The sequence below is a fragment of the Pseudaminobacter soli (ex Li et al. 2025) genome, assembly GCF_003012705.1.
Taxonomy (GTDB): domain Bacteria; phylum Pseudomonadota; class Alphaproteobacteria; order Rhizobiales; family Rhizobiaceae; genus Pseudaminobacter; species Pseudaminobacter soli.
Window position 1 is genome coordinate 153211 of the sequence record NZ_PXYL01000002.1, and the last position, 21575, is coordinate 174785.

The 21575-nt window shown below is 63.2% G+C and carries 23 protein-coding genes; 14 read left to right on the forward strand and 9 right to left on the reverse strand.

Annotated elements, in window-relative coordinates:
* From hutU to C7I85_RS04365, 10 genes are all read left to right on the forward strand, one after another.
* Positions 1-1665: a urocanate hydratase gene (hutU, locus tag C7I85_RS04320; RefSeq protein ID WP_106722722.1), complete on the forward strand. Its 1665-nt coding sequence runs from the start codon at positions 1-3 to the stop codon at positions 1663-1665.
* A gap of 102 nt (positions 1666-1767) precedes the next feature.
* Positions 1768-2586 carry a transporter substrate-binding domain-containing protein gene (locus C7I85_RS04325; protein ID WP_106722723.1) on the forward strand — a complete coding sequence of 273 codons (819 nt, stop codon included), beginning with the start codon at positions 1768-1770 and terminating at the stop codon, positions 2584-2586.
* A 57-nt stretch (positions 2587-2643) separates the two neighbouring features.
* Positions 2644-3291, forward strand: coding sequence for an amino acid ABC transporter permease (locus tag C7I85_RS04330; protein WP_106722724.1), 648 nt, complete (start codon positions 2644-2646; stop codon positions 3289-3291).
* Complete coding sequence (locus C7I85_RS04335; RefSeq protein WP_106722725.1) at positions 3291-3953, forward strand: amino acid ABC transporter permease; 663 nt, start codon at positions 3291-3293, stop codon at positions 3951-3953. Before C7I85_RS04330 ends, C7I85_RS04335 begins: the two co-directional genes overlap by 1 nt.
* Position 3954: 1 nt before the next feature.
* The gene (locus C7I85_RS04340) at positions 3955-4731 is read left to right on the forward strand and encodes an amino acid ABC transporter ATP-binding protein (RefSeq protein WP_106722726.1); all 777 of its coding nucleotides are present in this window, start codon (positions 3955-3957) and stop codon (positions 4729-4731) included.
* Positions 4732-4973: 242 nt separating this feature from the next.
* The gene (locus C7I85_RS04345; RefSeq protein WP_106722727.1) at positions 4974-5645 is read left to right on the forward strand and encodes an amino acid ABC transporter permease; all 672 of its coding nucleotides are present in this window, start codon (positions 4974-4976) and stop codon (positions 5643-5645) included.
* On the forward strand, positions 5645-6316 hold the full coding sequence (locus C7I85_RS04350) for an amino acid ABC transporter permease (RefSeq protein WP_106722728.1): 672 nt from the start codon (positions 5645-5647) through the stop codon (positions 6314-6316). The genes C7I85_RS04345 and C7I85_RS04350 overlap by 1 nt, the downstream gene beginning before the upstream one ends.
* Positions 6317-7048, forward strand: a complete 732-nt coding sequence (locus tag C7I85_RS04355; RefSeq protein WP_106722729.1) for an amino acid ABC transporter ATP-binding protein — start codon at positions 6317-6319, stop codon at positions 7046-7048.
* 10 nt (positions 7049-7058) lie between these two features.
* Entirely contained in the window at positions 7059-7982 is a 924-nt protein-coding gene (locus C7I85_RS04360; RefSeq protein WP_106722730.1) for an isoaspartyl peptidase/L-asparaginase, read from the forward strand.
* A gap of 19 nt (positions 7983-8001) precedes the next feature.
* On the forward strand, positions 8002-8799 hold the full coding sequence (locus C7I85_RS04365) for a transporter substrate-binding domain-containing protein (protein WP_106722731.1): 798 nt from the start codon (positions 8002-8004) through the stop codon (positions 8797-8799).
* 53 nt (positions 8800-8852) lie between these two features.
* Here the strand turns inward: C7I85_RS04365 and C7I85_RS04370 are convergent, their stop codons facing one another.
* Positions 8853-9851: a LacI family DNA-binding transcriptional regulator gene (locus tag C7I85_RS04370; RefSeq protein ID WP_106722732.1), complete on the reverse strand. Its 999-nt coding sequence runs from the start codon at positions 9849-9851 to the stop codon at positions 8853-8855.
* 85 nt (positions 9852-9936) lie between these two features.
* On the opposite strand from C7I85_RS04370, the gene C7I85_RS04375 reads away from it, so the two are divergent.
* Both C7I85_RS04375 and C7I85_RS04380 read left to right on the forward strand, forming a co-directional pair.
* On the forward strand, positions 9937-10851 hold the full coding sequence (locus C7I85_RS04375; RefSeq protein WP_106722733.1) for an ROK family protein: 915 nt from the start codon (positions 9937-9939) through the stop codon (positions 10849-10851).
* Positions 10844-11572 carry a copper homeostasis protein CutC gene (locus C7I85_RS04380; protein WP_106722734.1) on the forward strand — a complete coding sequence of 243 codons (729 nt, stop codon included), beginning with the start codon at positions 10844-10846 and terminating at the stop codon, positions 11570-11572. Before C7I85_RS04375 ends, C7I85_RS04380 begins: the two co-directional genes overlap by 8 nt.
* Positions 11573-11606: 34 nt before the next feature.
* Here the strand turns inward: C7I85_RS04380 and C7I85_RS04385 are convergent, their stop codons facing one another.
* Positions 11607-12557, reverse strand: coding sequence for a GlxA family transcriptional regulator (locus C7I85_RS04385; RefSeq protein WP_245444804.1), 951 nt, complete (start codon positions 12555-12557; stop codon positions 11607-11609).
* A gap of 135 nt (positions 12558-12692) precedes the next feature.
* On the opposite strand from C7I85_RS04385, the gene C7I85_RS04390 reads away from it, so the two are divergent.
* A complete protein-coding gene (locus C7I85_RS04390; RefSeq protein WP_106722736.1) occupies positions 12693-13334 on the forward strand; it encodes an HD domain-containing protein in 642 nt (213 codons plus the stop codon).
* 51 nt (positions 13335-13385) lie between these two features.
* On the opposite strand, the gene C7I85_RS04395 is transcribed toward C7I85_RS04390, so the two are convergent.
* Both C7I85_RS04395 and C7I85_RS30510 read right to left on the reverse strand, forming a co-directional pair.
* The gene (locus C7I85_RS04395; protein WP_106722737.1) at positions 13386-13901 is read right to left on the reverse strand and encodes a L,D-transpeptidase family protein; all 516 of its coding nucleotides are present in this window, start codon (positions 13899-13901) and stop codon (positions 13386-13388) included.
* Positions 13892-14206, reverse strand: coding sequence for a hypothetical protein (locus C7I85_RS30510; protein WP_146148830.1), 315 nt, complete (start codon positions 14204-14206; stop codon positions 13892-13894). Before C7I85_RS30510 ends, C7I85_RS04395 begins: the two co-directional genes overlap by 10 nt.
* Before the next feature lie 69 nt (positions 14207-14275).
* Between C7I85_RS30510 and C7I85_RS04400 the strand changes: the two genes are divergently transcribed.
* Complete coding sequence (locus tag C7I85_RS04400; RefSeq protein ID WP_106722738.1) at positions 14276-14722, forward strand: transposase; 447 nt, start codon at positions 14276-14278, stop codon at positions 14720-14722.
* Positions 14723-14920: 198 nt separating this feature from the next.
* Here the strand turns inward: C7I85_RS04400 and C7I85_RS04405 are convergent, their stop codons facing one another.
* The 5 genes from C7I85_RS04405 to C7I85_RS04425 form a co-directional block, all read right to left on the reverse strand.
* Positions 14921-15784: an ABC transporter permease gene (locus C7I85_RS04405; RefSeq protein WP_106722739.1), complete on the reverse strand. Its 864-nt coding sequence runs from the start codon at positions 15782-15784 to the stop codon at positions 14921-14923.
* Positions 15781-16662, reverse strand: coding sequence for an ABC transporter permease (locus C7I85_RS04410; RefSeq protein ID WP_106723069.1), 882 nt, complete (start codon positions 16660-16662; stop codon positions 15781-15783). Before C7I85_RS04410 ends, C7I85_RS04405 begins: the two co-directional genes overlap by 4 nt.
* The gene (locus C7I85_RS04415) at positions 16655-17725 is read right to left on the reverse strand and encodes an ABC transporter ATP-binding protein (RefSeq protein WP_106722740.1); all 1071 of its coding nucleotides are present in this window, start codon (positions 17723-17725) and stop codon (positions 16655-16657) included. Before C7I85_RS04415 ends, C7I85_RS04410 begins: the two co-directional genes overlap by 8 nt.
* Before the next feature lie 76 nt (positions 17726-17801).
* On the reverse strand, positions 17802-18929 hold the full coding sequence (locus tag C7I85_RS04420; protein WP_106722741.1) for an extracellular solute-binding protein: 1128 nt from the start codon (positions 18927-18929) through the stop codon (positions 17802-17804).
* A 313-nt stretch (positions 18930-19242) separates the two neighbouring features.
* The gene (locus tag C7I85_RS04425; protein WP_106722742.1) at positions 19243-21201 is read right to left on the reverse strand and encodes an autotransporter outer membrane beta-barrel domain-containing protein; all 1959 of its coding nucleotides are present in this window, start codon (positions 21199-21201) and stop codon (positions 19243-19245) included.
* Positions 21202-21575: the final 374 nt, after the last annotated feature.

Below are 21575 nucleotides of genomic sequence, written 5' to 3' on the forward strand. Positions count from 1 at the left end.
GTGAACAATCCAAGACACAACGCACGTGACATTTTCCCCCCCACCGGTGCCGAAATCACTGCCAAGAGCTGGCTGACCGAGGCGCCCATGCGGATGCTGATGAACAATCTGCATCCTGACGTTGCCGAGAACCCGCACGAGCTGGTGGTGTATGGCGGCATCGGCCGCGCGACCCGCACCTGGAGGGACTTCGACCTGATCGTCGACAGCTTGAAGAAGCTCGAAGCTGACGAGACGCTCCTGGTGCAGTCGGGCAAGCCGGTCGGTGTCTTCAAGACCCACAAGGACGCACCGCGCGTGCTGATCGCGAACTCGAACCTCGTGCCGCATTGGGCAACCTGGGATCATTTCAACGAACTCGACAAGAAGGGCCTGGCCATGTACGGCCAGATGACCGCCGGGTCGTGGATCTATATCGGCTCGCAGGGCATCGTCCAGGGCACCTACGAGACCTTCGTCGAGGCCGGGCGCCAGCACTATGGCGGCAATCTCAAGGGCAAATGGATCCTGACCGGCGGCCTCGGCGGCATGGGCGGCGCCCAGCCGCTCGCCGCGGTGATGGCCGGCGCCTCCTGCCTTGCAGTGGAATGCGACGAGACCCGCGCCGATTTCCGCCTGCGTACCCGCTATGTCGACGAAAAGACCCACTCGCTCGACGAGGCGCTGGAGATGATCGACCGTTGGACGAGGGCCGGTGAGGCAAAGTCCGTGGCGCTGATCGGTAACGCGGCCGACGTCTTCCCCGAACTGGTCAAGCGCGGCGTCCGCCCTGACATCGTCACCGACCAGACCTCGGCGCACGACCCGGTGCACGGCTACCTGCCGCTCGGCTGGACCGTCGCCGAATGGCGTGCGAAACAGGAGAGCGATCCGAAGGCCGTTGAAAAGGCAGCCCGCGCCTCGATGAAGGTGCAGGTCGAGGCCATGGTCGCCTTCCACGAGAAGGGCGTTCCGACCGTCGACTACGGCAACAACATCCGCCAGATGGCGCTGGAGGAAGGGCTGGAAAACGCCTTCGCCTTCCCGGGTTTCGTGCCGGCCTATATCCGCCCGCTGTTCTGCCGCGGCGTCGGTCCCTTCCGCTGGGCCGCGTTGTCCGGCGATCCGGAGGACATCTACAAGACCGATCAGAAGGTGAAGGAGCTGATCGACGATCCGCATCTGCACAACTGGCTGGACATGGCGCGCGAGCGCATCAGCTTCCAGGGCCTGCCGGCGCGCATCTGCTGGGTCGGCCTCGGCCAGCGCCACAAGTTGGGCCTCGCCTTCAACGAGATGGTGCGGAATGGTGAGCTGAAGGCCCCGATCGTGATCGGCCGCGACCATCTCGATTCCGGCTCCGTCGCCTCGCCCAACCGCGAGACCGAGGCGATGAAGGACGGTTCGGACGCTGTTTCCGACTGGCCGCTGCTCAATGCGCTGCTCAACACCGCTTCCGGCGCCACTTGGGTGTCGCTGCACCACGGCGGCGGCGTTGGCATGGGCTTCTCCCAGCATTCGGGCATGGTCATTTGCTGCGACGGCACCGAGGATGCCGACGCACGCCTTGCCCGCGTGTTGTGGAACGACCCGGCGACCGGCGTCATGCGCCATGCAGATGCGGGCTACCAGATCGCGATCGACTGCGCTCGCGAACACGGGCTGAACCTGCCCGCCATTCTTTGATGTTCCTCGCGCGTCGTCGTCACTGGCGGCGCGCGAGAAAATGCTTAATAGCTATCTGTCCAGCGATAGTCGCTAGACGGTGCAGTAGGGAGAGAGAACGACATGAAATTTTCCAGAACGCTGAAATCCGCCCTGTTCGGCCTTGCCGCACTGGGCCTGACCGTGCCCGCCATGGCCGACCAGCTTTCCGACATCAAGGCCAAGGGCAAGATTGAAACGGCCACCGACATGCACTACGCGCCCTTCGACATGCTGGTGAACGGCACCTATGAAGGCATGACGAAGGACCTCTTCGACGGCGTGGCTAAGGAAATCGGCGTCGAGCCGGTCTATCAGGACATTCCCTGGACTGCGGAACTGCCCGGCCTCGAGGTCAAGAAGTTCGACATCGTGATCGCGCCGGTGACGATCACGCCGGAGCGTCTCGAGCGCTATGGCTTCAGCCTGCCGATCGCCGACGCCACCGTCGCGCTCGTGCATGCCGCCAATAATGCCGACATGAAGAAGCCCGAGGACATCAAGGGCAAGACCGTTGGCGTCCAGCAGGGCACCGCGCAGTTCCGCCAGCTCGAGGCCTACGGCAAGGAACTGGGTGGCGTGAACGTCAAGGAATACGGCACCACCGACGAGGCCTATGCGGACCTCGCCGCCGGCCGTCTGGATGCGGTTGCGGGCTCGCTGCCGAACCTGACCTATCTGGTCAAGAACCGCCCCGAGACCTTCGCCATGTTCGAGCCGGCCACTTTCGGCAAGCCAACCTACTTCGCCTGGGTGGCGCGCAAGGACGCCGATAGCGAAAGCTTCATCAAGGCCGTCAACGACGCGCTGCTGAAGATGACGGATGATGGCCGCGTCAAGGCCATTCAGGAGAAGTGGCTGGGCAAATACACCGAACTGCCCCGCGAGGTTCCGACCAAGTAATGACACAGCGCGGGCGGGAGTGCTTCCGCCCGCGTGCCCTCCCCAAGCGGAAACGCAATGTTCTCATTCTCGACCTTCCTAGACAGCTTCGGACCACTTTTCTGGGCGGCACGCTATACGCTGCTGATCTCGGTTCTGGGCATCGGGCTCGGACTGGTGATCGGCGCGTTGATCTGCGCTGCCGCCCTGTCGCGCATAGGCTGGCTGCGTCGCTTCGCGGCGGTCTGGGTTAGCTTCCTGCGCGGCGTTCCGCTGCTCGTGCAGCTTCTGCTCTGCTATTACCTTCTGCCCGTCATCGGCATCAACGTGCCGGCGCTGGTCGCGGCCGTGGTCACGGTCGGCATCTGTTCCAGCGCCTATGTTTCTGAAATCTGGCGCGGCGCCATCAACGCGCTGCCCCCGGGACAGGCCGAGGCGGCCACCGCCATCGGGATGGGACCGCGCGACATCTGGACCCGGATCATCCTGCCGCAGGCGGCCAAGATCTCGCTGCCGGCGCTGATCAACGAGATGATCCTGCTGGTCAAGGCCTCGTCGCTGGTGTCCGTAGTCGGCATCCTCGAGGTGACGCGCGCCAGCCAGGCGCAGGCCGCGACGACCTTCCGTCCGCTCGAGGTCTATCTCGCGGCGGCCTGCATCTACCTGCTCATCAACCTCTGCCTCGCCGCGCTGGGGCGCTATCTTGAGCACAGGATGACCGTGTAATGGACCTGAGCATCCTGCTGCAATATTGGCCGATCCTGCTGAGCGGCTTCAGCCTCACAATCCTGTGCTGGGTGCTGGGCACGATCTTCGGCATGGCGCTGGGGCTGGTCATCGCACTGGCGCAGCGCTACGGGCCGCGCCCGCTCGGCTGGCTGATCCAGGCCTATATCGAAGTCATCCGCGGCACGCCCTTTCTCGTGCAACTCTTCGTGCTCTATTACGGCGGCCCGCTGCTCGGGCTTCGGCTGGATGCGCTGCCCGCCGGGCTCGTCGGCCTCACCATCTATGGCAGCCCGTATTTCGCCGAGATTTTCCGCTCCGGCTTCCTTGCGGTGCCGCGGGGCCAGCTGGAGGCGGCCCGTGCCATCGGCATGTCGGAGGTGACGATTGTTCGGCGCATCCTTTTGCCTCTGAGCCTCGTCTCGGCGCTTCCGGCGCTGGTCAACTTCTCCATCATCCTGACCAAGGAGACGGTGATCCTGTCGATCATCACCGTGCCCGAGTTGATGTACTCGGTGCAGCGCATGTCCACCGAAACCTTCCGCTATCTGGAAGCGAACCTGGTGCTGGCGCTGTTCTTCTGGGCGCTGGTCGAAATCATCTCGCGCGTCGGTCGCCGGCTGGAAACGCGCATCACGAAACATCTGATCGAAAGGACGTAAGATGCTTGCAGCGTCATCCGTCGAGATCCGCAAGGTCAACAAATATTACGGCCCCTTCCAGGCGCTCAGGAATGTGGATCTGACGATCCTGCCGGGCAAGGTGACCTGCCTGATCGGACCTTCGGGCTCCGGCAAGTCCACGCTTCTGCGCTGCATCAACTTCCTGGAGGAATACGATTCCGGCGAGATCTCGATCGACGGACAGTTGATCGGCTATGTCAGCCCCGGCGGCCGCAAGATGTCGGGCCGCAAGCTGCGCGAAATGCGCCGCTCCATCGGCATGGTGTTCCAGCAGTTCAATCTCTGGCCGCATATGACTGCGCTGCAGAACGTGGCCGAGGGCCTGATCCGCGTGCGCGGTCTCCGGAAGCCTGAGGCCGAGGCCCGCGCCGCCGAGGCGCTGAAAAAGGTCGGTCTGGCCGACAAGATGGCCAACCACCCATCGCGCCTGTCGGGCGGCCAGCAGCAGCGCGTCGCGATTGCACGCGCCATCGCAATGGAACCGCGCCTGATGCTTTTCGACGAGCCGACCTCGGCGCTCGACCCCGAACTGGTGGGCGAGGTGCTGAGCGTCATGAAGACCCTCGCTTCGGAGGGCATGACCATGGTCGTCGTCACCCACGAAATGGGCTTCGCCGCTCATGTCGCAGACCAGGTGGCCTTCATGGAAAAGGGCGAGCTCGTCGGCGTGGATGCGCCAAACCGTATCCTGCATCACCCCGAGGACGCGCGCATCCAGGCCTTCCTCCGCACGTATCACGAGCGCAACAGCTTCTGACGGTCGCATTCCAAATTTCGAATAGCCGCTTAGACGGCTATTTCGCTCCGCGATGCAAAAGCGGGGGCTTGCCCGGCTGTAGAAAGTCGCGGGGGACGGGGCTCTCCCGGGAGCTATAGTGGCGCCGGGCGGGATCGCCCATAGCTATGTGTAAAACTGCTCAAGTGTGGCCCAGTGGCCGTTGACATCCCAATTGCCGTTCTCCAGAGTGAAACCGGTTTCACTTTTCGGATGCGTGCTGCTTGAAGTTCGACCTGTCGATCCTGGCCAAGCATATCCCCTTCCTGTTGGAAGGGGCGTGGCTGACCTTTCAGGCCTGCCTGCTTGCCGTCATCGGCAGTCTGGTGGTCGGACTGTTGGTGGCCGCGGCGCGGACGTCCGCCTCGCCTCTGCTCAATCGGTTGTCGGCGATTTACGTCGATATCTTCCGCAACATCCCCTTCATCGTGCAGCTCTTCTTCTTCTATTTCGGGCTGCCCGAAATCGGCATCTACATCGACGCCTTCACGACAGGCGTCATCGCCATGTCCGTCGCCGGCGGCGCCTTCACCTCCGACGTCATTCGCTCGGGCATCCTGGCAATCGACCCGGGCATCATCGAGGCAGCGCAGGTCAGCGGGCTTAGGAAGAGCACGATCCTCCGCAAGATCGTCATGCCCATTGCGCTCCGCGCTTCGGTCCGGCCGTTGGGCTCGGTATTCATCAACCTGATCCTGACCTCGTCGATCCTGTCGACGATCACTCTCAACGAGCTGACTGGTTCGGCCAAGATCGTGGCGTCGCAGACCTTCAGGCCCTTCGAGGTCTATTTCGTCCTGCTCGTCGCCTATGCGGCGCTGACCTGGTTCGTCTCGATCCTGATCAGCATGCTGCATCGCTACCTCAATCGCAACCAGGCGGAGGGAGCGGTCTGATGCGCTACGGGGATTTCACGCCCTACGACCTCGTGCTCCTGCTGCAGGGGCTCGGCGTTTCAGTGGCCTTGTTCGTGTCGACCACGCTGATCGGCCTGGTCATCGGCACGCTCTGGGCGGTGATCCGCTTCTACCGCGTGCCGGTGCTTTCTCAGGTGGTCGCCTTCGTCGCCGAGCTGCTCAAGAATTCGCCGGTGCTGGTACAGCTGTTCCTGGTCTTCTTCGGCCTGCCGGCCTTCCTCAAGATCAATGTCACGCCGACGACAGCCGCCGTCATCACTTTGTCGGGCAACAGCGCGGCCTTCATCTATGTCATCGCCGTCTCGGCGATCGAGTCGGTCGGCCGCGACCAGCTCGAGGCGGCCCGCGTCTTCGGCCTCAGCCGCTGGCAGATCCTGCGCCGGGTGATCGCGCCGCAGGCGGCAGCCTTCGCCATCGGCCCATTGACGGGCCTCCTGGTCAACCAGCTGCAGGTCACCTCGCTGATCTCGGTGATTGGCGTGATGGACCTCACGAAGGTCGGCAACATCCTCAACCTGCGCACGCTCAAGCCGTTCCTCGTCTGGACTGCCGTCGGGGTGCTCTACTACCTCACCGCCAAGCTGGTCGCCCATGCCGGCGCCCGCTTCGAGAAGCGGCTTCGCGCCCATACTGCCTGGAAGGGTCTGTAAATGATCGGCATCACCGGCCTGCGCAAATCCTTCGGCGCCGCCACTGTCCTGAACGGCATCGACCTTGAGATCCGCCAGGGCGAGGTCGTCTCGGTGCTGGGTTCGTCCGGCTCGGGCAAGTCGACGCTCATACGATGCATCAACGGGCTGGAGAAGATCGACGCCGGCAGGATCACGGTCGACGGCTTCGACGTGTCCAAGCCGCGCGATCTGGCCGAGGCGCGCAAGCGCTCTGGTACCGTCTTCCAGCTCTTCAACCTCTACCCGCACATGACGGCGGTGCAGAACATCGCGCTCGCCCCTGTGGAGGTGCTCAAGGTGCCGCGCAAGGAGGCAGAGGCCGAGGCGCGCCGGCTGCTCCAGCAGGTCGGCCTGTCCGAGCGCGCCGACGCCTATCCGGCCCAGCTCTCGGGTGGTCAGCGCCAGCGTGTCGGCATCTGCCGGGCGCTTGCCATGAAGCCGAGCTACCTCCTGCTCGACGAGGTCACCAGCGCGCTCGACCCCGAGATGACCGCAGAGGTGCTTTCGATCCTCGCCAACCTCGCCAAGGGCGGTACGACCATGGTGTTCGTCACCCATGAGATCGAGTTCGCTCGCTCCATCTCCTCGCGCATCGCCTTCCTCGACAAGGGGCAGATGATCGCCGACCTGCCGACCGAAGAATTCTTCTCCGACAAGGGCATGGCGCTGCCGCGCGTGGCCCAGTTCCTCTCCAAGATGCGCAAAGACTGAAAAGACCGAAATGATCCTGCTTGCCAATTCCGAGGCCTGGCCCGGCTTCTCCAAGAGCATCGACCTGCTGAAGGCGGGTCGCCACGGCCTCGACGCCATGGTCGCCGGCATCGGGGAGGTCGAGCGCGAGGTGAAGGTGCGCTCCGTCGGCTTCGGCGGCTGGCCGAACATGCTCGGCCGCATGGAGTTCGACGCCGGCGTCATGGACGGCACTACCCGCGAGGTCGGCTCGGTCGGCGCCGTGCCCGACACGCTGCCGGTTTCGGCGCTCGCGCATGAGGTGATGAAGCGCCTGCCGCATGTCATGCTGACCGGCGACGGCGCTCGCCGCTTCGCCACCGAGATCGGCTTCGCCGTCGACGAGACGCTCTACGAGGATAGCAAACGCGTCTGGTGGGAGCGGCTGGAGAAGGAGCTGACGCCGGAGGAGCTGGCAAAGTTTCCGGACATCCCCCTGGCGCCGCTCAGCCGCACCATCACCGATCCCGAGCGCGTGCGCGACACCACCGTCTTCCTGTCCAAGGACAGTGCCGCCGGCCTCAACGTCGTCACCTCGACGTCGGGCTGGGCCTGGAAATATCCGGGCCGACTGGGTGACTCGCCCATCCCCGGCGCCGGCTTCTATGCCGACAGCCGCTTCGGCGCCGCCGCCTGCACCCACACTGGCGAGATGACCATGCGCTGCGGGACTGCGCGCACCATCGTGCTCGCCATGCGCCTCGGCCATTCGCTGGAACAGGCCGTCGCCCTGGCCGTCGAAGAGCTGCGCGAGCTGAAGCAGGGCTTCCTTGCCGGCGTCGTCATCCACGCGCTCGACGCAAAGGGCAACCATAAAGTCGTCAGCCTCAATTGCGAAGAACAGATCCGCTACTGGTACTGGGACGAAAGTCTGCCAGAACCGGAACACCGCTTCGCCGAACCGTTCAAATCCTAGCACTCAAGGGAGAGGGAGCATGAAGAACCTGATTACGAAACTGGCCGGCATGGCACTTGCCATCGGCCTCGCCGCCACGGGCGCAGCCCAAGCCGGCAAGATCGACGAGATCCGCGAGCGCGGCACCGTCCGCATCGGCGTGTCGCTCGGCGGCGAGCCGATCGGCTTCCGCGACGCCCAGAACAACCCGGTTGGCTATGACGTCGATGTCGCCACCATGATCGCCGAGAAGCTCGGCGTGCCGGTCGAGTTCGTCGACGTGTCGGGCGACGCCCGCATTTCGATGCTGGTCTCGGGCCAGATCGACATCGCCGTCGCCAACACATCGGCGACGCTCGAACGCGCCAAGTCGGTGGATTTCTCGATCCCCTACAACCGCGCCGGCCTGCGCATCATCGTCCAGAAGGATGCCGGCATCTCCAAGATCGAGGACCTCGCCGGCAAGAAGATCGTCGTCGGCCGCGGCTCGACCGGCGAAACCTTCATCCAGAAGGCAGTGCCCCAGGCCGAGCTGGTCTACACTGATAATTTCTCGCCCGAGGGCGTGCTGCTGCTCCAGCAGAAGCGTGTCGACGCGGCCATCGAAGACTCCTCGCTGCTCGACTATCTCGCCACCAAGAACGACAACCTCGTGACGCTTCCGGGCCTCTATTCCAACGACCCGATCGGCATCGCGGTCGCCAAGGGCGATGACGGCTTCGTCCGCTGGATCGACATGTTCGTGTCGGAATACATCCAGAGCGGTGCCTATGAGGCGAACTACAAGAAGTGGTGGGGCGAGAAGGCCAACCCGCCGGCCCTGACCCCGCTCTGGTAAGTGGCCAAGCAAACAGGGGGCAGGCGGAGCAATCCGGCCTGCCCGTTTTGCATTCAAGAGGTCGTCCGCGGCACGAAGAAGGTCGGCACCGTCACATAGGCCTCGGCGTTGGTGAATTCTTCGGGGCGGGTAAGGAAGCGCAGGATCTCGCCGATATAGGCTTTCTTGTCGTAGCCGATGGACGAGATCGGATAGGCCTCGAAATCCGTCAGCGACAGGTTGTCGAAGCCATAGAGTTTGAAGCGCCCGGGCTGGTTTTGCGGGAACGCATCGCGATGAACGTCCATCACGCCCATGGCCATGGCATCGGAGGTGCAGAATACCGCATCCACGCTCGGCCATTCGTCCGACTGCGCCACCTGCCGTCCGCTGGCATAGGAATAGTCGCCGCGCAGTTCGGCGACGAGCTTGATGCAATGTCGCCGCATCTCGGCCTTGTAGGCGGCGATACGGCTCTGCTCCACGGGCGAGGACACGCGGCCGGTGACGAGCGCGGCGGTCGCGACGCCTTTGCTGGCGGCATCCGCCACCGCCTCGGCAATGCCGATGGCCTCGTCGGGCACGACCGAGGGCGAGGAGCCGTCATGCATGCCGTTCAGCATCAGCACGTCGTCGTTACGGAACATCTTTCGCACTTTTGCGGCGTCGGCGAAGTCGGAGAACACGAGCACGGCATCGACATGGTAGGCAACGCCGTTGCGCAAAAACTCTTCGACGCGCTCGACCGAGCCCACGCGCAGGAAGATGACCTGCTTGCCGATCGACTGGATCTCGCCGATCAGCAGATCGAACAGGTCGAGGTCGGAGAAGTCGTGGATGTGGTTGACGATGACAGCGATGAGGTTGACCGTCTTGGTGGTCAGGCTGCGGGCCAGGAGATTGGGCTTGAAGCCGAGCTTTTCGGCTGCTTCGAGCACGCGAGCCCGCTTGTCGGCGGAAACCGGACGGCTTTCGCTCGACAGCGCGCGCGAGGCGATGGCGCGCGACACGCCGGCAAGCTCGGCGACATCGGCGATGGTCGGCGAGGTGCGTCGTTTGCGCGAACTGTCCATTGCTTCCTTTACGAAGTATCGGTCTTGAAATCCCGCGTGTTCGGCAGGATGTCCCGCCACGGAATTTCTTTCGGGAACTGATTTGATGATTACCTGCTTCGACATTGGCGGTTCAACGATAAAAAGCGCCCGCGCCCGCTCGGCCGGTGAAATCGAGATCATCGACCGGGTGGCGACGCCGCTCGACGATTTCGACGCCTTCGCAGCCGTCATCGCCGCGCGCGCGAACGCAGGCGACCGGCCTTCCAAAGGCGTGTCCATTTCCATCGCCGGCGTGGTCGATCCCGCTTCCGGCAGCCTGAAATGCGCCAACATCCCTTGCGTCGACGGCCGCCTTATCGCCGCCGATCTCGAGCGGTTCATCGGCCTGCCGGTGTGGATCGCCAACGATGCCGATTGCTTCGCGCTGGCCGAGGCCACCAGCGGCGCCGGCAAAGGCCACCGCAATGTCTTCGGCGTCATCCTCGGCACCGGCGTCGGCGGCGGACTGGTCATCGACGGCCGCATCGTCGCCGGTGCCGGCGGCTATGCCGGCGAGTGGGGGCACGGCAAGGCGCTGCAGACAACGGTCGGCCAACCGCCCGTCGAGGTGCCACACTTTGCCTGCGGCTGCGGACAGTCCGGCTGCGTCGACACCATCGGCGGCGCGCGCGGCATGGAAAAGCTGCACAAGCTTCTCTGCAGCGAGGCGTTGTCGAGCACCGAAGTCATCGACCGCTGGCGAGTGGGCGAGGTGAAGGCGAGCCGCACCATCGGTATCTACCTCGAACTGGTCAGCGTGCCGCTGGCGCTGACGCTCAACATCATCGGTTCGTCCATCGTGCCGGTCGGCGGCGGCCTATCTAACGTTCCTGAGCTGATCGAAGCACTGGACCGCGAGGTACGCGGCCGCACGCTGCGTCGCGCCGCCAACCCGTTGGTGGTCAAGGCAGCGCTCACCACCGAGCCCGGACTGATCGGCGCCGCCGCGCTTGGCCTCCAGGAGATTACCAATGTCTGAGAAGATCCTGCTCGAAGTCTGCGTTGATAGCCCCGAGGGCCTTGACGCGGCGATCTCAGGCGGCGCCGACCGCATCGAGCTCTGCTCGGCGCTGGAGACCGGCGGACTGACGCCGTCGCCCGGGCTGATGGCGCTGGCAGCCAAGGCGCCGATTCCGGTCTATGCGATGATCCGCTCGCGGCCCGGCGACTTCATCTATGGCGACGAGGATATGGCCGCACTTCTTGCCGACATCGACGCGGTGCGCTCCGCCGGCCTGGAAGGCGTCGTGCTCGGCGCCAATCGCGCCGATGGCAGCCTCGACCGCGATGTGCTTGCACGCCTGGCTGACCATGCAAAGGGACTGGGCAAGACGCTGCACCGCGCCTTCGACCTTGCCGGTTCCGATTTTGCAGCTGCAATCGACCTTGCCGTCGAGCTTGGATTTGAGCGCATCCTGACCTCGGGTGGCGAGACGACGGCATTGAGGGGTTTAGACGCGCTTGCGGCCTGTTTTGTCCATGCGGGCGACCGCATCACCATCATGCCGGGCTCGGGGGTCAATCTCGAAACGCTGGACGCCATCAGGACGCGGCTGCCCTTCCGCGAAATCCACTCGTCCTGCTCGGTCGCCGCTGATGCGACTGCTGGAAAGGCGCTGGAACTGGGCTTCGTATCGCATCGTCCAAAGCGGACCGACGAAGGGATCGTCCGGGCGATCAAGGCGAGGCTCGCTGCATAGCGAATTTGGCTACGACGCAGTCCGGAGAATGTGGTCAGATCACGATGACGGCAAACCGTCTTCGATATTCCGCAGGCGTTATTCCGACATGCCGCGCGAAGGCGCGGCGCAACGTGTCGGCATCGGCAAAGCCGCAATGCGCCGCGACCTGTTTGGGCGCCTCATTTCCTTGCTCGAGAAGCCGTCGCGCCGCGTTGACACGCGCCTCTTCGACCCATGTCGCCGGTGTGATGCCGACCTCGGTGCGGAATAGGCGCGAGAAATGGCGGGGGCTCAAATCGATGCGCTTGGCGAGGTTAGCCACGCTGTGATCGAGTGCGGGATTAGCCGCCACCCAACGCTGAAGCTCCTGAAGTGCGGCGCGCCCCGCGGGCACGGCTTCGCCCTTGCGGCTGAACTGCATCTGCCCGCCCGGCCTCTTGAAGAACATGACGAGCTGGCTCGCCACGCGCATGGCGATGTCGTGGCCGAGATCCTCCTCGACCAGCGCAAGCGCCAGATCAAGCCCCGCAGTCACACCGGCTGCCGTACGCAGCGGCCCGTCGCTGACGTGGATCGCGTCCTCGTCCACTGTCACCTCGGGGAACCGCTCGGCGAGCCGCTCGGCCACAGCCCAATGCGTGGTCACGCGCCGGCCATCGAGTAGGCCCGCCGCCGCAAGGAAGAAGGCGCCGCTGCACACCGAACCATAGCGCCGCGCCCTTGGCGCCCGCTGCTGTAGCCAGTCGACGACGACTCGATCTACCGGCATTTCGGCCGCTTTCGGGCACCCGGCGACGAGAAGCGTGTCGATGGCCTCCTCGAAGTCGCCGCCAATGATCAGGTCCGGCATCAGCCGCGCACCCGAAGAACTGCGGATCGGCCCTGGCTCGCTCGCCGCGACGACGAGTCGGTAGGCCTCATGGCCGAGCTGCGAATTCGCCTCGGCGAAAACGTCCAGCGGCCCTGAAACATCGAGAAGCTGCACCCCAGGCAGTGCCAGCATCACAACTGTTTTGGCTTTCGCAGGCATTTGAGTCCGCACCGATCTGAATCTGTCCGTTTATGACGTACTACGTCGATTGCAGACATACTAGCCGGCTTTTACCCTTCTGTGGAGTGAAAAGCGCAGGAGAAAGCCATGGCACTCATCGCCAAAGACGCCGCCATCCCCGACACCAAGCTGACAAAAGCAATCACCGAATATATCCGCGACACCGAGACGGAAGTGCTCTTCAACCATTCGAGCCGCGTCTATCATTTCGGTGCGCTGGCCGGAGTGCAACGCGGCCTGAAATTCGATCGCGAACTGCTCTACGCCGGTGCGATGTTCCACGATATCGGCCTGATGCCAAGCCACAGTAGCAGGAACGAGCGTTTCGAGGTCGACGGTGCCCATGCTGCCCGCGACTTCCTGAGGACCCACGGGATTTCGGAGGAAGATGCCTACACGGTGTGGACCGCCATCGCGCTCCATACCACGCCGGGCGTGCCGCAGCACATGCACCCCGTCGTCGCCCTCGTCACCGCTGGTGTCGAGATGGACGTGCTAGGGCTTACCTACGATCAATATTCCGATGCCGAGCGGGAAGCCGTCGTGAGCGCGTTCCCGCGCACGCCGAAGTTCAAGGAAGACATCATCCAGGCCTTCTACGACGGCATCAAGCATAAGCCGGAAACCACTTTCGGCAACGTGAAGGCCGACGTCATCGCCGACAAGGAGCCGCACTACCACCGCGGCAACTTCTGCAGCGTCATCCGCTGCTCGCACTGGCACGGTTGACAAGGTTTGAGACAGGCGCCCTTGTTCTGGCTCCTCCTTCCCAAACGAGGATCAGTCCTCTCCCTGGAAGCATAAGCGTGTCCCAGGCCTCGCCATTGCGAGGAACTCCAGCAAGTCCTCGCGCGTCAGCGCGGCGCAGCCAGCGGTCGGGCCGTAACCTTCGCTGGCGACATGCAGGAAAATCGCGCTGCCGGCGCCGGGAACAATCGGATCGTGGTTGTGTCCGAGGACGACTACAATGTCGTATACGTCGTCCTCGCGCCACATCTCTTCGTGGCTGGCTTCGAAAGGGAGGCTCACTGGGCGATTGTAGTCCGGATGGTCAGGCGCGTCGCACCAACCATCGTTTGGCTCGATCCGGGCAGTTTCGAAAACCGAAACGGGTGGTGCGGCCAGCTTGTCGGCGCGATAGAGCACCCGCAATATTGGCCAACAGCCGATGGGGCTGACGCCGTCACCCTCGGTCTTTTCGGCCTGAATTCCACTGCGGCCCACCGCCGCGCGCCAGACCTTGCCGCCATAGCTCGCTTGCCATCCGTCGCCGACGCGCTTCACGATCAGGTCCAATTCAAACTCCTTCGGTTTTCAGCGAGTAATCCAAGCAACCGATCGGCCAGCACGATCTCGCGGCAACGAATCTTCGGTCCGGCGATGTCTCTGGCAAAGGGCGGCCGGTACGAAAGCGACGGCCCGAGTTCATCGGGCTCGGTATTGTTAGTGCATAGAAGATCGAACCGCCAGTGGACGGAGTGTTGCTGGTGAGGGTTGCAGAGCGCGGGCGCAGTGATCGCGGGGATGAAATTTATTGGGCTGGTGGCTTCACTTGTCGCTGAGACAACAAAGAAGCCGCTGCTACCGAGCGACAAGAGCATCAGCTTATTGACTCCAATGTACTACCGATTGATGCTGAAGACAGGCACAAACCTGTAGTGGAGCATCACATGCCAGACCCTCAGGAAGTTGAAGCAGCACAGAGCGCCACGATAGCTGAGGCACCTGAAACGAAGAAGAAGACCCGGCGACCGCGGAAGGCAAAGGCGGAACCCAAGGCGCCAGTTCGCACGAGCGGCGCCAAGGCGGCGGAAGCTCCGGCAGGGGCAGTTCGGATCGGTCGAAAGGTCTATTCCGCAAAGGAACGCGCGCAGTTACTTGGCGAAATTGAGCAGTCGATCAGTCGCGGCGAGAGTATCAGGAGCGCAGTCAAGCGGGCCGGCATATCGGAGCAGACCTACTACCACTGGAAGAAGGCCGCAGCCCCTGTATCAGAGAGTAACGATCTCAAGGACCTGCTGGCGCTCGAGGATGAAAACAAACGACTGAAGAGCCTGCTTGCGGAACGTCTCCGCAAGGAGAACGCCGAGTTGAGGAAGAAGCTGGGGCTGGATTAGAGCCGTCAGCAGTTTTCTCAAATCGCATGCTTGAGGCGTTTCAAACTCGGTGCGGTGGTAGATCCCCCTTCCTTGCCTTGACGCATCCGGGAGTGCAGTCCCCGCATGCTGTCCTCCCGCATTCTCGCAAGAGCATCGATTTATTCACCTGGACGCTCTCGTCCGACGCTGGCCGCGCAATCGTAGGCTGTCGCGGTTTCAGGCTACAGGGCGGCCTGCACTGCGCCGGCGCACAATCTCGATGGCGATGGCGGCGAGAATCGTGACGCCGATGAGGATGAGCCCTAGCGCGTTCACCGCCGGCGTCAGGCCGGTGCGCACCTTGGTGGCGATATAGACCGTCAGAGGGGTCTCGGTGCCGCGCACGAACAGTGTGGTGTTGTAGTTCTCAAAGGATTGCAGGAAGGCGATGAAGGCGGCAGCCAGCAACGACGGCCGCAGGTATGGCAGCAGGATGCGACGGAAAATCATGAAGCGCGAAGCGCCGAGACCGGCGGCTGCCTCTTCCTGAACGCGATCGAAGCGCTGCAAGCGGGCGACCACCATCAGCATCACATAGGAAGTGATAAAGCTTGCCTGCGCCAGCACGATCAGGAATGTGCCGCCGCCGACGCCGAGTTGGTGCCAGAGCACAAGCGTAGCGATGCCGATGGCCACGCCCGGGGTCAATAGCGGCGACACCATGAAAGCATAAAGGAAGGTGCGCGCGCGCGGCTGCAGGCTGGTCAGAAAAAGCGCGGCGGCCGTGCCGGCGGGCAACGCGATGGCGATCACCGCCAACGCGATCAGGAACGACAGCCCAAGCGCGCGCCACATCGCCTGATCGGACCAAAGGGCTGAGAACCAGTCGAGCGTGGTGCCGAGCCACGGCGTGACCGTCGGGAACTTGCTCGTGTTGAAGGTTGCCGCACCCATCACGACGAGCGGCAGGAACAGATAGGTGAAAAACAGGATCATGTAGCCGGCAAAAATGATGCGCGGCAGCAGCGCCGCGGCCTTGGCCGTCCAGTCTCGGCCGGCTGCGGACCTCGCCACGCCTTCGGTCTCGATCCGCACCGTCATTTGGCCACATCCGCGAGGTTGACGCGGAACAGCTTCAGCGTCGCCAGCACCACGAGCATGTACAGCGTAAGCAGCACCAGCGCATAGGCCGCGCCGCGGTTCCAATTTCCGCCTTCGAAGAACCAGTTGTAGATGATCTCGGTGAACCAGCGGCTGCCCGGTGCGCCGAGCAGGGCAGGGGCCACATAGCTGCCGGCCGCGAGCATGAAGGTGAAGACGCAGCCCGTGGCGATGCCTGCCTTGGCGTGCGGAATGACGATGCGCCAGTGAATGCGCGGCGTCGACGCGCCGAGGTTGCGGGCCGCCTCGATCTGCACCGTGTCCAGCGTTGAGATCGAATTGTAGATCGGGAACAGCATGAAAAGGATGTAGGCGTAGACCATGCCCGCAAGCACGCCGAAATCGCCGAACCAGCGCACCGGCTGGTCGATGATGCCGAGCCAGAGCAGAGCGGCATTGAGCGGCCCACCGAAGGCGAGAAGGATGTACCACGCCAGCGTGCGCAGCACCTCGTTGATCCAAAACGGGATGATCAGCGCCATGACCGCCAGTGCCGCAGCCCTCGGCGAGGCCACCTTGGCCATCCAGTAGGCGATCGGATAGGTGACGGCGAGTGTCGTGACCATGACCAGAGCACTGGCCCAGATGGTCTTGAGGAAGATGACGCGATGCACCGGATCGCCGGCGAGCGCGGCGAAGTTTGCGAGCGTGTAGTGGTCGTCTAGACCGCCGATCTGCGCCGGCATCAGATTGGGCCGCAGCGAGAAATCCAGCATCATCAGGTTCGGCGCCAGCACCATGCTGACCAGCCAGGCGGCGACCAGCCCGACGATCAGTGCGCCGAGGCCCGTTCCGAAGCGAGCGAACAGATTACCCATGGGCAAGAACCAGCGCTTCATCCGGCACGAAGCTGAGCCAGACCGTTTCGCCCGCGGCGGGAGCCCGCGACAGAAGCTGGTTGGGAATGGCCGCAAGAAGCGGTTGGCCCTCGCGCGAGGTGGCATGGAGCATGGCGACGGCGCCTTCGAACTCAATCCGGTCGGCGCGCGCCTCCAGGCTGTCCGGGCGCGCCTCGCGGCTGACTGTCACGGCCTCTGGCCTTACATAAACCGCAGCCGTGCCGCCCACGACGACCTCGTCGCCGGCGCGGCCGGCAAAGCTCCCGTGCGGACCATCGACGACGGCGATGCCGTCCACCGTCCTGCTCACCTTGCCCGCGAACTCATTGGTCTCGCCGACGAATTTGGCCACGAAAGGCGTAGCGGGGCTGGAGTAGAGCTCGCGCGGGGTTGCGATCTGCTGCAATACCCCTGCGCTCATGACCGCCACGCGGTCGGACATGGCGAGCGCTTCGGACTGGTCGTGGGTGATGTATATGAAGGTGACGCCCGTGCGCTTCTGCAGCGCACGCAATTCGGCGCGCATGTGCTGACGTAGCTTGAGGTCGAGCGCGGACAATGGCTCGTCGAGCAAAAGCACCTGCGGTTCTACGGCCAGCGCTCGCGCAATTGCCACGCGTTGTTTCTGGCCGCCTGAAAGCTCATGGACCATCCGGTCGCCATAGCCGGGCAGCGCGATCAGCTCGAGCAACTCCTCGGCCCGACGGCGGCGGTCCGCCTTGGGCATCCTGCGCACCTCAAGGCCGAAGGCGATGTTTTCCCAGACCGACATGAGCGGAAAAAGAGCCAACGACTGGAATATCATGGAAGTCGGGCGGCGATCGGCGCCGATGCCCGCCATGTCCTTGCCACCGATCAGCACCCGGCCGGCAGTCGGATTGATGAAGCCGGCAATCAACCGGAGGATCGTCGTCTTGCCGCAGCCCGACGGACCCAGGATGGAGAAGAACTCTCCGCCTTCGACATGAGCGGACAGCCTGCGCACGGCATGCACGCCGCCAAAGGCCATTTCGACATCCATGAGGTCGACTGAATGCGACATGCGGCGCCTGTTCGGATTGATGCTGGAAGAAAAGCGGCGGGGCCGGGCGACCCCGCCGCCTGTTCATCGACGCCGATCAGGCGGAGAGGAACTTGTCCTGGTATTCGTTGCGGAGCGCGACGAACCAGTTGTCTTGCACCGGCCACCACCAGAGCTTTTCCAGCGCATCGCCCGGATAGGCGGCGGCGAAGAAGTTCTTGGAGGCCTCCGACAGGTGCTGGTCGGCCCCAATGGCGGTGGTGTTGATCGAGGTGTGATTGGCGTAAAGCGCGCCGGCCTCGGGCGTCAGCATCCAGTTGAGGAACGCGTAGGCCTGGTCGAGATTGACCGCACCGACGGGAAGCGAAACGCCTTCCATCCAGGCAAGAGCGCCTTCGGACGGGGCGACGAATCCGACCGGCAGGCCTTCCTTGATCAGGCCGGCAGCCGAGGAATCCCAGGTCTGGCCGATCTTGGCGCCGTTGGTGCGGAACGCGCCCTGCGCCTCGTTCTCGTTCGACCAGAACTGGGCGATATTGGCCTTGCGGGCAATGGCTTCGGCGATGATCACGTCGTAGTTGGCGCGCATCGTGGCTTCGTCCTTGAAGCTGTCGCGCATCGGATGCGGTAGCTTGCCCTGGGCTTCCAGCCAGAGGCCGAGGCCGACGAGGCCCGAATGTCCGCGCACGGTGGCCTTGCCGGCAGCTTCCGGCTTCCAAAGATCGCCATAGGAAGCGGTGCCGTAGACGAGCGGGAAATCGCTCTTGTCGAAAGTGAGGGCTTCGGTGCCCCAGTCGGTCGGAACCTGGTAGCGCTTGCCGCCGACGACTGCGCCGAGGGTCTCGGAGCCGGTCAGCGCGCTCTTCAGGACGCGATCCCACTTCACCTTGGATTCGTCGATCGGCTGCACGAGGCCGAATTCGACATAGTTCGGCACGCGGTCGACTGCCGGCCAGATGATGTCATAGCCGGTGCCCTTGCTGGCCCGCATCTGGTTGAGCAACTCGTCATTGGTGCCATAGGGCGTGTAGACGGCCTTGATGCCGGTGTCCTTCTCGAAGGCGGCCAGCATCTCGTCGGAGATGTAGCCGGCCCAGGCGAAGATGTTGACGGTGCCCGAGGAGCCCTGGGCAAAAGCTCCGCGCGACACGAATGGAGCGGCAAGAGCAAAGCCGGCGGTGGCGGCTGCGCCCTTCATGAATATGCGGCGGTTGAAATCTGACATTTGAACAATCCCCTGCTTGCGACCGCACATGCGGCGTCGGGAGCAGAGGTATTCCGGGCGTGTAACAAGCAAATGAAGGTCAGCACTTCCACGCCACTCATTAAGCTGACTTCGGCAGTCTCTGGTGTGTACAGCTTATGCAAACCGCTACAGAGCGCCTTCCCTTTCACGCCCCGTCTCAAAAAATACTCCCCCTGATTTCGCAGGGGGAGGAAGGAATCGCTCGTGGTCTGGCAGGTCATGAGGGTTTAGGCCGCGCCAACAGCATGGCCGCTCTGCCCCCTCCCTTTAGCCGCGTGCTGGAACCCCGGCTTTAGAACTTCAGATCGAAGCTCACCTTGATGGCGTGATCCTGGACCTTGCGCGCGATCTGGCCGGAATAGCTCGTCCTGAAAGTTGCCTGCTTCGAAAGTGCGATATCGAAGCCCGCTTCAAGGGCCAGCGCATCCTTGGCGATCGGCACGCCGACGCTGTCGAAGGAAGCGCCGGTGTTCAAGCTCAGGTTCGTCATCGTCGTGACGTCCTGATAGGCGTGCTGCCAACCAACCTGGCCATGCAGCCAGCCGTTCATTGCGCCGAGGCTGAATGGCGTCGATGCACGCATGCCGATGGTCGAGAAGGTGTTTTCCGACGTGGTGTCGCTGCTCGACAGCGCGGCGACGGTGCCGCCCTTTTCCGAGAAGCCATCAGTCTTCAGATGCACATAGGCGAGTCCGGCAAAGGGCGACAGAACGACCCGGCCCGTCTCGATCTTATAGTCCATCTCGCCATAGGCCTGCGTCGTAGCGGCCCTGTAGTCAGCCGACAATTTTTCATTGAACGCGGGGAAGACGACGCTGCGCTCGGTCGAAATGTCGTGCAAGCCATAGGAGGCGCCCATACGGAGGCCAATGCCGCCAAGTTGCGTTCCGCCATACACACCAATGTCGTAATCGTTGCTCGAGGCGGAGGCGGCGCGTTGCGAAACATCGAAGCTCGTGCGGCTGTAGCCACCTGCAACACCGACGCGCCAATCGCCGATCGGCGCGTCAATGCCGGCGATGAGGCCAGCCGAGGAGCGGTCGAAATCCGCGGCATAGCCGGCGCCCCTGGCGTTGCTGCTCGCGCCGAGGGCCTCGCTCCAGAGCACCACGCCATCAGTGTCGGCGGGGGCAGCGCTTGGTCCTTTCTGATCAAATGCGGTGACCGTACCAGAGGGCACGGCGGCGGCATCGAAGGCAGCGAGAAGCCGGCGGTTCGTCGCCTCGCGAATGAAACGGCTGTCTGCAATCAGAGCGCCGCTGATATCGGCGTGGATTTCGCCTGACAGCACGTTTCCGTAGGGGCGGAGATATTTGTAGAAGGCAACGCCTTCCTCCAGGCTCCCGGGAAAGCTCTCTTCTCGGTCAAGAACGTTCAGGGACCAGCCGTCTTTCGTCCATCTGAAAGTAAGACCTTCCACCTCCTGCTCGGCGTCAAGCTTGAGATTGCCGAGCGTCTCGACCTGTCCGGTCTTGAGATTGGCCCGCATCAGCAGTTTGTCGTCATTGTCGGTGGAAAAATACATCCAGCCGTCAAGAATCTTGCCGCCCTGCGCCTGGTCAATGGTCGCCGACAGCGGGATGTATTCCTTGAAGCTGAAATCCGAGAGGTTGTAGACCGCGAGTTCGGTGGCGTTGTCATAGGCCATGCCGTAGGCGAGGCCGTTCTTCGCATCGACTGCCACCCAGCTTGCAATGTCACGAACGCCGTGTGGAGGGTTCAGCGTGTAGGCTTGTCCGGTGTAGCTGAGATCGCTGGCATTGTAGATAGCGAAAACGGGGTGGCTGTATTTGTTGCCGGTAATCGGGTCCCGATTGCTGGTGTCGAGCGATATGTAGAGAAGACCGTTGGCGTAATCGATGTCGCCGATATGATTCAGCCCAACAGACGACAGATCGGACGGGATCATCAGTTCATTGGCGATCGCATTCTTGTCGATTTTGACCGTATTGAAGTTGTTATCGGCGATTTCGAGCGAATGCGTGCCCGAGAAATACCAATAGGTGCCGTCGGTCGTCACGCCCTGCCCGCGCGCGGGGTCCGCGTCGGGAAAAAACGTGCGCTGGACCATGATCCATGGCTCCTGCGCCAGTGCGGGCGCGGACAATGCGGTCAGCATGCTGGAGCAAAGCAAGGCGGACTTCGCGATTTTCGGAAGAATGGTGCCAAGATGGCCGGCGACGGCCATGCGGTTCATCTGGCGGGCCTCACCCGCGAATTGCCGGCCGAAGCCGAAGAACTGAAAAGACATTTCTGCTAGCTTTCTGGTGTCGCGTTGTCTCTCGTCGCCCGGAGGACGCTGGCGACGAAAGGGTGTGGGCGGGTGCTGAATGGGCTGCACCGAAGGCTAGCTCGTCGATTTCGTCGCCTTTCGGCCCGACCGCGAAACCCGCCCCAGACATTGCCTTTTTGCCCCGTTTCCCATGGCGGCCGGATTAAGCGGGATGGGTGACAGGTGAGTGACAATATTCATATTATTCATACTATTTGTTGCCGCGCCGGAGCGCGATCGGCGCGATGCTTCTTTGCCGCGATCGGGGGACGCGAGGCGTCAACAGGGCCTGCGATGGCCAATGCCGTTCGCTAGCTCGGCGTTTTGGAATTGGTTTTCTGCAGGTGGCGCGT

Coding starts and splice junctions, on each gene's coding strand:
- C7I85_RS04325 (WP_106722723.1), top strand. CDS start 1,768: ATGAAATTTTCCAGAACGCTGAAATCCGCCCTGTTCGGCCTTGCCGCA.
- C7I85_RS04330 (WP_106722724.1), top strand. CDS start 2,644: ATGTTCTCATTCTCGACCTTCCTAGACAGCTTCGGACCACTTTTCTGG.
- C7I85_RS04335 (WP_106722725.1), top strand. CDS start 3,291: ATGGACCTGAGCATCCTGCTGCAATATTGGCCGATCCTGCTGAGCGGC.
- C7I85_RS04340 (WP_106722726.1), top strand. CDS start 3,955: ATGCTTGCAGCGTCATCCGTCGAGATCCGCAAGGTCAACAAATATTAC.
- C7I85_RS04350 (WP_106722728.1), top strand. CDS start 5,645: ATGCGCTACGGGGATTTCACGCCCTACGACCTCGTGCTCCTGCTGCAG.
- C7I85_RS04355 (WP_106722729.1), top strand. CDS start 6,317: ATGATCGGCATCACCGGCCTGCGCAAATCCTTCGGCGCCGCCACTGTC.
- C7I85_RS04360 (WP_106722730.1), top strand. CDS start 7,059: ATGATCCTGCTTGCCAATTCCGAGGCCTGGCCCGGCTTCTCCAAGAGC.
- C7I85_RS04365 (WP_106722731.1), top strand. CDS start 8,002: ATGAAGAACCTGATTACGAAACTGGCCGGCATGGCACTTGCCATCGGC.
- C7I85_RS04370 (WP_106722732.1), bottom strand. CDS start 9,851: ATGGACAGTTCGCGCAAACGACGCACCTCGCCGACCATCGCCGATGTC.
- C7I85_RS04375 (WP_106722733.1), top strand. CDS start 9,937: ATGATTACCTGCTTCGACATTGGCGGTTCAACGATAAAAAGCGCCCGC.
- C7I85_RS04380 (WP_106722734.1), top strand. CDS start 10,844: ATGTCTGAGAAGATCCTGCTCGAAGTCTGCGTTGATAGCCCCGAGGGC.
- C7I85_RS04385 (WP_245444804.1), bottom strand. CDS start 12,557: ATGCTGGCACTGCCTGGGGTGCAGCTTCTCGATGTTTCAGGGCCGCTG.
- C7I85_RS04390 (WP_106722736.1), top strand. CDS start 12,693: ATGGCACTCATCGCCAAAGACGCCGCCATCCCCGACACCAAGCTGACA.
- C7I85_RS30510 (WP_146148830.1), bottom strand. CDS start 14,206: ATGCTCTTGTCGCTCGGTAGCAGCGGCTTCTTTGTTGTCTCAGCGACA.
- C7I85_RS04400 (WP_106722738.1), top strand. CDS start 14,276: ATGCCAGACCCTCAGGAAGTTGAAGCAGCACAGAGCGCCACGATAGCT.
- C7I85_RS04405 (WP_106722739.1), bottom strand. CDS start 15,784: ATGACGGTGCGGATCGAGACCGAAGGCGTGGCGAGGTCCGCAGCCGGC.
- C7I85_RS04410 (WP_106723069.1), bottom strand. CDS start 16,662: ATGGGTAATCTGTTCGCTCGCTTCGGAACGGGCCTCGGCGCACTGATC.
- C7I85_RS04415 (WP_106722740.1), bottom strand. CDS start 17,725: ATGTCGCATTCAGTCGACCTCATGGATGTCGAAATGGCCTTTGGCGGC.
- C7I85_RS04420 (WP_106722741.1), bottom strand. CDS start 18,929: ATGTCAGATTTCAACCGCCGCATATTCATGAAGGGCGCAGCCGCCACC.
- C7I85_RS04425 (WP_106722742.1), bottom strand. CDS start 21,201: ATGTCTTTTCAGTTCTTCGGCTTCGGCCGGCAATTCGCGGGTGAGGCC.